General features: G+C 37.0%; 16 protein-coding genes. 6 read left to right on the top strand and 10 right to left on the bottom strand.

The features are described 5' to 3' along the window. Positions 1–51: 51 nt before the first annotated feature. Together helD and M3189_RS05435 are read right to left on the bottom strand one after the other, a co-directional pair. Complete coding sequence (gene helD, locus M3189_RS05440; RefSeq protein ID WP_251632752.1) at positions 52–2,358, bottom strand: RNA polymerase recycling motor HelD; 2,307 nt, start codon at positions 2,356–2,358, stop codon at positions 52–54. A 175-nt stretch (positions 2,359–2,533) separates the two neighbouring features. Next, complete coding sequence (locus tag M3189_RS05435; protein WP_251632751.1) at positions 2,534–2,719, bottom strand: hypothetical protein; 186 nt, start codon at positions 2,717–2,719, stop codon at positions 2,534–2,536. Between the two features lie 216 nt (positions 2,720–2,935). Between M3189_RS05435 and M3189_RS05430 the strand changes: the two genes are divergently transcribed. Then, on the top strand, positions 2,936–3,751 hold the full coding sequence (locus tag M3189_RS05430; protein ID WP_251632750.1) for an EcsC family protein: 816 nt from the start codon (positions 2,936–2,938) through the stop codon (positions 3,749–3,751). Positions 3,752–3,806: 55 nt separating this feature from the next. Here M3189_RS05430 and M3189_RS05425 read toward each other — a convergent pair whose 3' ends face one another. Beyond that, entirely contained in the window at positions 3,807–4,340 is a 534-nt protein-coding gene (locus M3189_RS05425) for a hypothetical protein (protein ID WP_251632749.1), read from the bottom strand. A gap of 234 nt (positions 4,341–4,574) precedes the next feature. On the opposite strand from M3189_RS05425, the gene M3189_RS05420 reads away from it, so the two are divergent. From M3189_RS05420 to acpP, 3 genes are all read left to right on the top strand, one after another. Next, the gene (locus M3189_RS05420; protein WP_251632748.1) at positions 4,575–5,792 is read left to right on the top strand and encodes an MBL fold metallo-hydrolase; all 1,218 of its coding nucleotides are present in this window, start codon (positions 4,575–4,577) and stop codon (positions 5,790–5,792) included. A 1-nt stretch (position 5,793) separates the two neighbouring features. Continuing rightward, entirely contained in the window at positions 5,794–6,063 is a 270-nt protein-coding gene (locus tag M3189_RS05415; RefSeq protein WP_353057399.1) for a DUF3006 domain-containing protein, read from the top strand. A 106-nt stretch (positions 6,064–6,169) separates the two neighbouring features. Then, positions 6,170–6,400, top strand: coding sequence for an acyl carrier protein (gene acpP, locus M3189_RS05410; protein ID WP_251632747.1), 231 nt, complete (start codon positions 6,170–6,172; stop codon positions 6,398–6,400). A 69-nt stretch (positions 6,401–6,469) separates the two neighbouring features. Here the strand turns inward: acpP and M3189_RS05405 are convergent, their stop codons facing one another. Next, entirely contained in the window at positions 6,470–6,679 is a 210-nt protein-coding gene (locus M3189_RS05405; protein ID WP_251632746.1) for a hypothetical protein, read from the bottom strand. Positions 6,680–6,963: 284 nt separating this feature from the next. Here M3189_RS05405 and M3189_RS26855 point away from each other — a divergent pair, with 284 nt between their 5' ends. Continuing rightward, entirely contained in the window at positions 6,964–7,092 is a 129-nt protein-coding gene (locus tag M3189_RS26855; protein ID WP_285889399.1) for a hypothetical protein, read from the top strand. 9 nt (positions 7,093–7,101) lie between these two features. Continuing rightward, positions 7,102–7,626, top strand: coding sequence for a sulfite exporter TauE/SafE family protein (locus tag M3189_RS05400; protein WP_353057398.1), 525 nt, complete (start codon positions 7,102–7,104; stop codon positions 7,624–7,626). A gap of 64 nt (positions 7,627–7,690) precedes the next feature. On the opposite strand, the gene M3189_RS05395 is transcribed toward M3189_RS05400, so the two are convergent. The 6 genes from M3189_RS05395 to M3189_RS05370 all read right to left on the bottom strand — a co-directional run bounded on the left by M3189_RS05395 (position 7,691) and on the right by M3189_RS05370 (position 11,771). Further along, on the bottom strand, positions 7,691–8,680 hold the full coding sequence (locus tag M3189_RS05395; protein ID WP_251632745.1) for a Gfo/Idh/MocA family protein: 990 nt from the start codon (positions 8,678–8,680) through the stop codon (positions 7,691–7,693). A 40-nt stretch (positions 8,681–8,720) separates the two neighbouring features. Further along, the gene (locus M3189_RS05390) at positions 8,721–9,008 is read right to left on the bottom strand and encodes a putative quinol monooxygenase (RefSeq protein ID WP_251632744.1); all 288 of its coding nucleotides are present in this window, start codon (positions 9,006–9,008) and stop codon (positions 8,721–8,723) included. A gap of 384 nt (positions 9,009–9,392) precedes the next feature. Continuing rightward, positions 9,393–9,743, bottom strand: a complete 351-nt coding sequence (locus tag M3189_RS05385; protein ID WP_251632743.1) for a 2Fe-2S iron-sulfur cluster-binding protein — start codon at positions 9,741–9,743, stop codon at positions 9,393–9,395. A 166-nt stretch (positions 9,744–9,909) separates the two neighbouring features. Further along, positions 9,910–10,599 (bottom strand): GntR family transcriptional regulator, encoded by a 690-nt coding sequence (locus M3189_RS05380; RefSeq protein WP_251632742.1) that lies wholly within the window; start codon positions 10,597–10,599, stop codon positions 9,910–9,912. A 36-nt stretch (positions 10,600–10,635) separates the two neighbouring features. Then, the gene (locus M3189_RS05375; protein WP_251632741.1) at positions 10,636–11,166 is read right to left on the bottom strand and encodes a chromate transporter; all 531 of its coding nucleotides are present in this window, start codon (positions 11,164–11,166) and stop codon (positions 10,636–10,638) included. Beyond that, complete coding sequence (locus tag M3189_RS05370; protein WP_435368057.1) at positions 11,163–11,771, bottom strand: chromate transporter; 609 nt, start codon at positions 11,769–11,771, stop codon at positions 11,163–11,165. Before M3189_RS05370 ends, M3189_RS05375 begins: the two co-directional genes overlap by 4 nt. Positions 11,772–12,042 lie beyond the last annotated feature (271 nt).

Genomic DNA, 12,042 nt, shown 5'->3' with positions numbered 1-12,042 from the left:
ATTACGGGAGGTGCCTGGCACTTTTCTTTTTCTTTTTCTTTTTCTTTTTCTTTAAGTATCAAGATGGTCAGAGGAAGCTTTATTTAATAATAAATCTGATCGCTCATTCGCATATAAATACAACCTATGCATCGGTCTGGTCATCGCCACATACAACAATTTAATATCTATTTCCTCTTCCGAGTATGCTTCCTCTAGGCTTAGAATCAGGACGGCATCAAATTCTAATCCTTTTGAAAGGTACGAAGGTAAGATTACAACGCTTCCCTTTTTCATATCTTGCTTTTCTTCTAATAGCTGTATAGGAAGATTACTATTTTCTAGCATGTTATGTATGCGCATGCATTCGCTGTCGGTTCTTCCAATGATGGCAATCGAGTTGAGTTCGTCCTCTTTGAGTAAATGGATATCATGTTCAAGTGTTTCTCTTACCTGCTGCAGATTGCTAGGGTCAATTTTTGTAAAATGAGGTTTGTCCCCATGCCGAATAACGGGTTGAACGATGGGCAAGTCTTTATTCATAATTGATAGAATGTCATTTGCCAGGTGCATAATCTCGACCGTTGTACGATAACTTTTTTGGAGAGCATGATAGTTCGCACTTGGAAAGATATCGGTAACTAACGGCTCCCAGCTGTTTATTCCTCGATAGGAATGAATTCCTTGTGCTAAATCGCCAACGATGGTAAATAAATCCGTTTCAAAGCCTTCTTTCATTGCCGCAAACTGAAAATAGCTATAGTCTTGAGCCTCATCTATAAAAACACTTTTCATTTTATATTTCTCATCGATTCCTTCAAGCTTTGCCTTCATGTAAAATAACGGAGCCAAGTCCTCCAGCTCTAGTGCCTTTTTATCAAAAATTCTTTGACAATATTGACTTAATTTCTTACATTCTATCTCAGAAAGAGTGCGTGAATACTTTTTTAACAGTTCTGGAGACGTCATCAGTTCCTTATATAGTGCAAAAATATCTTTCTTTACAAATGGCTCCATATAATTTTTTACTGCTACCTTCGATTCCTGCTCCACTGTACTTAACCTTTTTGCTTTTAAATCCATGATGGAGACGACTCTTTCTCTTCTTTTATCTGAATCCAGCCTTGTGGTATACAATGCCTTTTCCAAAGCCTCATCATATTTACTATTAATTTTCGATAAAATAATCGATTTTTTTATTCTTAAATCATTCGCCAAAAGATTTTTAATTTTATCGAGTCTGCTGTAGATGGGTAAATACTGAAATTCTGTCAAAAATAAACGATTAATCTTTTGCCCTCTCATGAGAAGTGATTTTTCAATAATAAAATCCTTCGATGGTGCTAGATTATATTCAATCTCTTTCAAGTAGGCATCGATACAGTCTTTAAAATCAAGTGAACCTTTATAACCCGACATCCATTGTAACCATTTTGCTTTTGTTTCCCCTTTAAGAAGCGTCATTAGCTTTGAGTTAGGAGCTATTAATTTTATTTTCTTCCCCAAACAACTTCTCATAAAATCAACATAAGTAGTTTGTTTAATTTTGTTTACCCCTAAATCAGGAAGAACTGCGGAAATATAATCAATAAACAATCGATTCGGTGCAAGAATCATTAATTTTTCTGGAGGAAATCGATATCCAGAAGAGTACAGAAAGTAGGATATTCGATGGAGTGCGATTGTAGTTTTTCCACTTCCAGCAGCTCCTTGAACGATGATGGGGTGTTTAAGAGAAGCTCGAATTACATCATTTTGCTCATTTTGGATGGTCGCAACAATTTCGGTTAAGCGATTGTCTGCTTTACCCGATAAGGATTTCTGCAAGAGCTCATCATGTGTGGTTAAATCGATATCTCGAATTTCTTTTAATAATCCGTCCTCAATTTCATACTGTCTTTTCAGAGATAAATAACCACTCTGCGTTTCCCCATAGGCATCATAGGTAACATCCCCTAGACGGCCATCATAGTAAACATTTGCAATCGGTGACCGCCAATCAACGATAATCGGAATCTGGTTCACACGGTCAAATAGTGACGCTTTCCCGATATATAAAATCTCTTCATTGGTGTCACCGCTGCTCGTAAAATTAATCCGAGAAAAGTACGGCTTGCCTAGGACGCTCGCTAATCTTTCTAGTTCACTCTCTGCCAATTCTAAATACTGAGCATTCGTCAAAAGGGTCATATAGCTTAAACTACTATCAGAAGTGTCAAGGTCCGCAAAGGCTTCTTTCAAATTCTCAACAAATTGTTCTTTATTTCCCTTTGATTGTTCCAAAACACTCTTTATGTATTCCTTAGTAAACTCTAAGCGTTCAATTTCTGATTGATAATCTTTATGCTCACGAACAGATCTTTGTTTTTTTGAACTCATTCTCTAAAACCGTCACCTCTTCCTATAGACTCCGTACATTCAATCAGGCACAAAAAGAAACATCTACAACCTTTTTGTAGATGCTTTCATACACAATGGAGCTATATTTTACCATTCGGAAATTAATAAGACAATCTATTTTTTCATAATAATTAAAAAATAAAGCCGAATTCTATCACCCTTTGGTATAAAGAAGGACAATGAGGAAAATAATCAACCCTATTAATAGGATTGGACCAACACCTGTGGTATACACAATGTGTATTTTAATATGAAGTATGGCATGGATAATCAGAATAATGAGCAGACAAATAAGCAATAAAATAGCTAACTGGACATTTGTATTTCGATTCCGATTCAAAAAATTTGCTCCCTTCTAGAAGCTTTGCTACGAACACTACATGTACCACTTTTACTATAAATATTTTCCTTACGCACAAAATATGCCATTCTTACTGTTTATCTCATCCGGTTGCACTCTTTACAATTGTACATAGTAATAGTGAAACTTGTTCGTGTGTTTTCCGTATATACTTACATACCTAATTTAACTGATGAAGATGGAGTGAAATGATTAATGGCAGTAGAATCTACTGATTATTTAAGGGACGAATTGAAAAAGATTGAAGTATGGGAAAATGAACAGAAGGATTTATGGTTTTGGGAAAAGCTTGGCCGTTTACCCTTCATGCTGCTTGATAAGCTAACACCAAAATTTATTCAAGATAAAATCGGCTTGGCGATTGATGAATTAGGGAACTACATCCAGACTGGCGGCCAATATTTAGTCAAGGAAGAAAGTATTCTTAAAAAGTTTGCACCTCAGGATACATTACCAGATGAGATTCGCCTTGACTTCATTGAACAGGTCCCAATCAGTAAAATGGATGAAATTGCTGAGGAATTAAAGATTTCCAGAACAAAAATAGCGACAGTTCAAGGGGCAACAACGGGTATCGGAGGGCTGTTTACACTGGCCGTTGATATACCTGTTCTATTAGGATTATCCCTTAAAGTTTTACAAGAGATTGCGATATGCTATGGGTACGACCCTAAAGAAAAGTCTGAAAGAATTTTTATTGTAAAATGTCTGCAATTTTCCTCATCTGACATTGTTGGGAAAAAGGCAATACTAGAGGACCTTACTTCCTTCAATCAAGGCAATCAGAACAATCAAATGATTTCACAGCTGCAAGGATGGCGGGAAGTGGTTACCACCTATCGAGATTCTTTTGGCTGGAAAAAGCTGTTTCAAATGATTCCGATTGCTGGAATGATTTTTGGAGCATTTATAAATCGTTCCTCTATCGGGGATGTGGCAGAAGCAGGAAAAATGTTATACCGGAAACGGAGAATCCTGGAGCGCCTTAATCAAATGGAAACAAACATGTGAAAACAAATAAGTGCCAGGCACCTTCCTTTCCTTGGATGGTGCCTGGCACTTTTTTTTATTTTTCACTAATCATAGCAGAGAAAGCATTCTTGTCATCGACACTAAAGAAAATTCTCGTGATATCCTTGGTTTTTCCAAACAACGCTTTATCTTGTATTGGATGGTTTAAAACTAATTCAAAGGTTGGATCATCCAAGCTAAATAATGATAGATCTAGCACTTCTTTATTCTTTCTAACTTCCTGGTAAAGACTTCCGCTCTTCAATTCCTTAATATTCTCTGTTGCTATTATTACTCTTGGTCGTATGCCAATTTTTAAAGAAAGTTCGTTATTTTTTATCTGGATGGGATTCCTAGTGACTGCTCTTAAATCAACGAGTAAAAAGACAATGACCGAGATGGATAGAACCAAATGAATCCAGTGCAGGATAGGACTCCAGTTATATAAGAGGTACGATACCCCAGCTGTTTCTATAACCATGACAACCACCATCGCCCAGATGAATCCTATATACCCTGTCTGTTTGTGATACGTGAAAAGGATTCCCTCATTCCCTTGATACCGTTCCAATTCGGCTGCTCTTGCCATCACCAACAACCCCTTCCTTTTTCTATCAAATAAAAATAAAAGCTGATAAAACATTTTATTTTTATAAATATTTAACTTAACTTAATTATAATGAAAATACTGTTTATTATCAACAAAAAAGCCAAAAAATTACATCCCATTGTTAATAAATAAAATGCTGTTGAGCCTTTCAGACTTGAATTGTCTGAAAATGGTTGATTTGTGATAAGCTAGTAGGTGAAAAGGGGGAATTGAATGCAGAAACGTTACCTTTTTGCTCTATTTAGCTTCATCATTATTTTTTTATTAAGTGGTTGTGGACAAGAACCACTTGAATCCAAAGACATAGCACAACGAAAAGAAAGTATAACGCAAAAGTCAATACCAGGGGGAAATGAAGAAACTCAAAGTATGAAAGAAAAAAAAGCTGCACCTGCTGATTTATCAAATCTTAAGGTCCACTTCATTGATGTCGGTCAGGGTGATTCCACCTTACTTCAATTTTCTGATGATGGAGAGGATTTTACGATACTTATTGACGCTGGGAATTGGACTGGGGATGAAGTCATCCAGTACCTTAAGCTGCAGCATGTTTCGCAAATCGATATTGCGGTGGGGACTCATCCAGATGCCGATCATATTGGCCAGTTAGACCAAGTCATAAACACCTTTAACGTAGGTGAAATCTGGTTATCAGGGAACACAAACCCCTCGCAAACCTTTCAAAGACTTTTAAAAGCAATCGATTCAAAAGCGGTTGATTACTATGAACCACGGATGGGTGATCAGTTTGAAGTGGGTCCACTCAAGATTGATGTATTATATCCAAAAACGATAAGCGAGCATGATAACGAAGAATCGATTTCGTTAAAACTTACCTATGGTGATGTTTCTTTTATTTTAACAGGAGATGCCACAACGGATGACGAGTTGAAAATGCTTCAAAGTGGAATTGATATGAAAGCTGACATTCTGAAACTTGGTCATCATGGCTCCTCCACATCAACGCACCCTACTTTCTTGCGGGAAGTGAATCCAAGTGTTGCGATTTACAGTGCCGGCTTGAATAATACCTATGGTCATCCGCATGAAGAAGTTGTCAATCTTGTCCAAAATTCAAAGATTCAACTCTATGGGACCGATGTACATGGGACCGTAATGGTGGAAACAGATGGGAAAGATTATAAGATACTGACGAAAAAAGATGGGACCATTACACCCTCTAGCAGTGGAAACACACCAAAAGATGAGGCAAAAGTTGAGCATGCACCCATTGTTGGTCATTGTATTGACGTAAATTCTGCTAGCATTGAACAAATACAAGAAATTATTCACATTGGTGCTGCTCGTGCACAGGATTTAATTAAATTAAGACCTTTCACCTCAGTAGATGATTTAGTAAGAATTAAAGGAATTGGACCAGCTAGAATTGCTGATATTAAATCGCAAGGACTTGCTTGCTTAGGAGGCTAGGATCATTAAAGGATATCTAGACAGAATCGAAGATAATCAATTTGCTGTAATCTTAGTTGAAGAACTGAAAAAAGAATTCATCATTCCAAAAGAGGAGCTTCCACAAGGCAGTAAGGAAAATTCCTATTTCGAGATTACCATCGAAAGTGAAAAAATCACCTCCATGAAATTAGATGAACAAACCACCCTTTCCGAACAGGAAAAAGTGGATAACATGATTCATAAGCTTCGTTCTAAGAGTAAAGGCAGTAAGTTCAAAAAGAACGTATGACAAACTCCGATACAATCTCTACAGTAACAATGTAATATTATATTAATGTTTTACCTTCAGAAATGTTGTTATAATGTTGGTATGGACAACTTAGGAGGAATTCAAAATGACAACATTTGAAAAATTAAAACCTATTATTGCAGACCAGCTTGGGGTCAAAATGGAGATGATTACACCTCGAAGCTCATTCAAGGATGACTTTGATGCTGATTCGCTTGATATGGTTGACCTGACGATGGAAATTGAAGATGAATTCGCAATTGAAATTAGTGACAAAATTGCTGCTACACTTCAAACGGTCGGCGATGTCGTAAACTATATTGAAAAGCATCGTTAATTGAATTACGGTGTGTTCAACAAATGATAGTAAGAAGCCCTTCTCTTTTAAGAGAGGGGCTGATCTAATTTATTTATCTAATGCTTTTACTAAGTCAGTAATATCTTCACCATCCACAATTACTTGTTGCATATCTGCTCCAAAAGGCATTTCCCTTTGTATTTTCTTCCACCAATCAAAAGCCACTTTTTCTTTTGAATTACCGTTCAATTGGAAGGAACCACGCCGCATCACATTATTATCCCTTGAAATATAGCTAATTTGTATAAGTACATTCATCATCGTCTACCTATTCCTTCTATGGGATATTTCCATTATAACTTCTACCTTACACTCTAGTTTACTACATATGTATCAAAAAATATGAAAACTTCATCTTTGCTGTTAAGTAATGCAATTATTCAAAAACTAATCCTAGAAAAAAATCCTTTTCTGCTTTAAAATAGTAAATGAATTTTAATGAATTGAGGTGAGACATCATTTTTGAATTATCCTACATCGAATGGGTTATCGTTATTTTAAGTACAGTTTTTATTGGTTTTACAAAAACAGGAGTATCCAGTATGGGTATTTTGGTTGCTACAATCTTGATGTATGTCTTTCCAGCAAAAGAATCGATAGGAATTCTATTGCCCATGTTGATAATAGGTGATATCTTCGCCGTTATTTTTTATCGTAGAAGTGTTGTCTAGAAATACCTTATTTCACTGATTCCATGGGTATTAATCGGTATTATATTCGGTTATTTTGTCCTCAATCAAATAAGCAGCGAACAATTGAAACCTCTAATTGGCATCATTGTATTATCCCTGATTATCTTGCATATTAGTCGTGAGAGATTCGGAGAAAAGTTTACAAAGGCGCTACCTAAATCCTTATGGTTCACCATTTCTATGGGAATCTTAGCAGGATTTGCTACAATGATTGGAAATGCTGCAGGCGGCGTAATGGCCATTTATTTGTTAATGAAAGGTTTGCCAAAGAATGAGTTTGTTGGTACAGGGGCATGGTTTTTCATGTGCGTGAATTTAATAAAAATACCTTTCTATATCAGTTTAGGTTTAATTACAGTTGATTCTATCACATTTAATGCTTGGCTGATTCCTACTATTTTAATAGGCGCTGTTATTGGAATTAAAGTGGTTCCTCTAATTCCGCAAAAAGTCTTTCAAACACTTATTCTTGGCTTTGCCCTCATTGGAGCATTGAGACTAATATTAGTTTAATAGGTTTAAAAAAAGTAACCATTTAGTGTTTAGAATGGTTACTTTTTTTTTGGTACACATATCTTTATTGATAATAATTCTTTACCAGTTCACCCATAACCCAATTCGTTCTAGCACCTGTCAATCCAGTACTAGGACACAACCTGCTATTAGTGGTTAGGTCTGACACAATTATTTCCACTAGGGATTGATGAACATGCTCTGGCCGTTCGAAATTCCACTCTTCCATTCCCTGCTTGGTCATCAATTTCACTGATTCATTTCCAAACGTAGAAAAAGTTATCTTCCCCTTGCTTCCTACAATTTCATTGATATCCACGTCTTCAAATGCAGTAAAGCACCAGTTCCCTATACCATGAACGCCAGATTCAAACAAATATGTACCTGAAACTTTATCCTCTGCCGAATAATAGCCACCTTGATTCGATGCAAATCCTTCTACAGCCGTGATAGGTCCAAGTAAAAAATCCAATAAATCGAGTGTATGACTGGCTAAATCAAAAAACAAACCTCCACCCGCAATTTCAGGTTTAACGCGCCAAGAGAGTTTATCCGCATTCTGCTTTTCCTCTGTATCTTTTTGATACTGTGTGGTCGATACGAATCGAATCTCGCCGATTGCCCCGTTCTCCAACAGTTCTTTTATTTTTAAGAATCGTGGCTGTGCCCTGCGGTAGTATGCCACATATAAAGGGACTCCTACTTTTTCACAAGCAGCAATCATTTCTTGGCATTCCGAGTAATTGCGTGCCATTGGCTTTTCTACATATACCGGTTTCCCAGCCATAGCTGCCTTAAGGGTATATTCCATATGTGATCCAGGCGGTGTGGCAATATAAATTGCATTTACATCGGGATCATTAATGAGCATATCTGCGTCATCGTACCATTTGGGAACATGGTGACGTTTGGCATAATCTTTTGCTAGCTCCCCTGTTCTACGCATGACCGCAACTAGCTCGGAGTTGTTAATTTTTTGGAATGCGGGACCGCTTTTTACTTCGGTCACATCACCGCAGCCGATGATGCCCCATCGGACTTTGTCCAACTTCATGAAACTCCCCCCTACTCAACCACTATTCTACCTTTATGAATTATTCTACTTCTCTATAAATGTTAATTTCGGTACTTTCTCTAAGTTCCCTAAGCCCTGGAACAATTCTTCTTACATGTTCCGTTTGGTTGTGTTGATTCAATGCCTCTTCATCGACCCATTCCTCTAGCATCGTGACAATTGATGGATCATTGATATCTTGATGAAGAGCGTATGTAATACATCCTTCTTCTTTTCTGGTTTCTACAACCAATTGTCTAGCCTGAACCAAATATTCATCCACCTTAACACCTGGTTTTAATTTGCATTTTGCAACAACTTTTATCATTTCCTTTACCCCTCTCATTTTCAAAAAACATACACATCCTATTTTGAACAATCTTCTCCTAATAAACAACTTCTTTCATTAATAAAAAAATAAAGCAGTGGATTTGTGTTGATTTCCACGGCTTTATTTTCCTTAGATTCTATTTAACCTAATTTTTTTTGGAGACTCATGTATTGATATTTTGTTGCTTTGTAGGTCTGATGTGTATAATATACTTTTGCAGATGCGGTGTTATCACATAGCGTACACTTAATTTTAAATGGAGCTTTCCGTATATGGGGAATTTCTAATACTGATAATGCTTCTTTCATATGCGTGTGACAAACCCACATTGTTCTCACCTCAAATGATAGATTTATTTAAATGGTCTTTTGTATACCGTTATTATTTAGTAGCAGATACTTCCTTCTTTAGTTTATCAGGTTTTCTCATTTTTACTTGGTTGGTAATTTCCTCATCCCACGAGATTTCAATATCTCCATTTGTAACAAAGGTCTGGCAGCCTAAGCGATACCCTTTCTCAAGCCATTCCTCACCTAATTTCCTTCGTTCCTGAATTTTTACATTGTCAAGGAATTCAGATCCTTCTTCTGCCTTAAAAACGCAAGTGCCGCAAATTCCTCCGCCACATCGATTTGGAAGCTCTCCATCATAGCGAAGTGACATTCTTAAAATATTTGAATCCTCTGGAACTTCTAACTGTTTATTACTATTAATAAATCGAATGGTTGGCATCTATGATTCCTCCTCGAAACGTTCTTCTTGGTATACAATATACCATGTATTTAATATTCAGACAATACTTAAATTTAAAATTTTCTAATAATTTTAGTTTTATTTTTAAGTTTCTATTAATATAGGATAAAAATAAAACAGGCTGCTTGGAATTTAGCTGCCTGCCTCAACTATTACTTCTAAGAAGCTTCTCTTGTAGACTTTCCATATAGGTAATGTATGCTTTTTTGGAGTTCTCAATATGAATTCTCATTAAGTATTCAGCCATTTCCGTTTCCTGATTCCTTAATGCCTTCATAATATCTATATGTTCCTTTAAAGATACTTTCCTTCTGCCTGGTGTCTCATAGCCCATATTTGCTGCCATATGAATATAGTCGATTAAACCGGATAAAATCTCTAATAATTTCGGACTTTTCGATGCTTTGTTTATTAAATGATTCATTTTAATATGTTCAAAATTAAAGTTTTCTTCTTCATTCTCTTGAATCTCCATCAATTCTTTTATTTTTTGATCCAATTCATTTTTTGTCTCTTGATCCATTCTTTGCGAAGCTAATTTCACAGCAAGAACTTCTAATGAAGCAAGAATCGTAAAAACCTCTATAACCTCATTTACTGATATATTGGAAAGTACGACCCCTTTTCTCGGAACAGTTTTAACAAATCCTTGTGATTCAAGCCGAAACAATGCCTCCCTAATTGGCGTCCGGCTTATCTTTAATTTAGCTGCTAGCTCTCTTTCAATTAGACGGTCACCTGCCTTAAACTCACCCTCGAGAATCATCTTTTTTAAATATAGGTAGGCATGTTCTCTTATTGATAATAAATTATTTTCCTCCCATTTTACTTCCATCCCTTCACCTCCCATTTATTTTTTTATATTCCTAGTTTAAGATAGAAAGATTCCGCCATAAACAAGTGCTCCAATAATGACAAAAGATGGATGAACCTTAAATTTGCTTAAGGTGAAAAAGCTTAGTACAGCAAGTAGAACCAAATGAAATATTCCACTATTTTCAAAAGCTGTTAAAAAGAATTGATACGCCATAACGGCAAGTAAGATAGCGATAATTGGCTGAACAGACTTTGTCATTAGCTTTACTTTTGGGGAATCCTTAAATAAATTCACAAATTTAAACAGCAAGATAACGGCAATGGCTGATGGAAGAATCGTAGCAGCAAGTGCAACAATCGAACCAAGGACACCACCTACTTCATATCCAATGAAACCTGCCATCTTCGTTGCGATTGGACCAGGTAAAGCATTTGCGATGGCTAACAAATCACCGAATTCGGATAGAGTCATCCAGTCTTGTTCGTTGACAACCTCAATTTGTATTAAAGGGATGGTAGCGGGTCCGCCTCCATATCCCAAAAGATTCGCAATAAGAAACGACCAAAATATTTCAAAATAGATCATGAGCTTTTCTCCTTTAGTTCAACCACATCTTTTGGAGGAGTGTTTGCAGCCTTTTCTTTGCGGCTAGCAATGAAAAATGCAGAAATTAAAAATGTAGCAATTAGGATTCCTGGGTGAAGTCCGACCAATTGGATAAGGATGAATGAAATTGCTGAGAGCAATACCATCTTCGATAAACCTAAACCTTTTTTGCCATTTTGGAAAAAACGATAAGCCATTTCCGCTAGCATATACCCTATTACAGGCGTAACCCCTTGAACCATGCCACCTACTATAGGAGAATTACTAAATGAATAAAGGACCCCTAACAAACCAAGCATGGCAATGACGGAAGGTAGAACATGGGTAAGAATGGCTACAGTAGCCCCTATGTTTCCTTTCACTTTATATCCGATATAGGCGGCCATTTTTGTAGCAATGGGACCAGGAAGCGTATTTGCAAGCGCCAAAACCTCGCCAAATTCTTCCTCTGACATCCATTTATATTTTTTCACTGCCTCAAATTCAATTAACGGGATGGTAGAAGGTCCTCCTCCATAGCCAGTAACTCCGGTGCGCGCAAATCCAATGGCTAATTCCAAATATTTATTCAAATGATTCTCCATCCTTCCTTTGTAGCTAGCCTCCTGAGGTGCTATGACTATTTAGGGACCTCATTTTGTTCCTTATTGGACAAACATGAGGTCCCCATTTACTTAAATTGTAGACAATTTATCGTTGCCTGGTGATTTGCGCTCCAGGTGCTTCGCTTTCCGCAGGAGGTCCGGGGAGCCTCCTCGGCGCCATGCGCCTGTGTGGTCTCCCCTGCCCCTTACTCCTGCAGGAGTCTCGCACCTTCCGCTCCAATCACATGAAGTTAGAAACTCAACAAAGACC

Origin of the sequence: Neobacillus niacini (assembly GCF_023715415.1) — a bacterium.
In the GTDB taxonomy this organism is placed as follows: Bacteria; Bacillota; Bacilli; order Bacillales; family Cytobacillaceae; genus Neobacillus; species Neobacillus niacini_C.
This window is presented reverse-complemented; position numbering and strand designations above follow the sequence as displayed.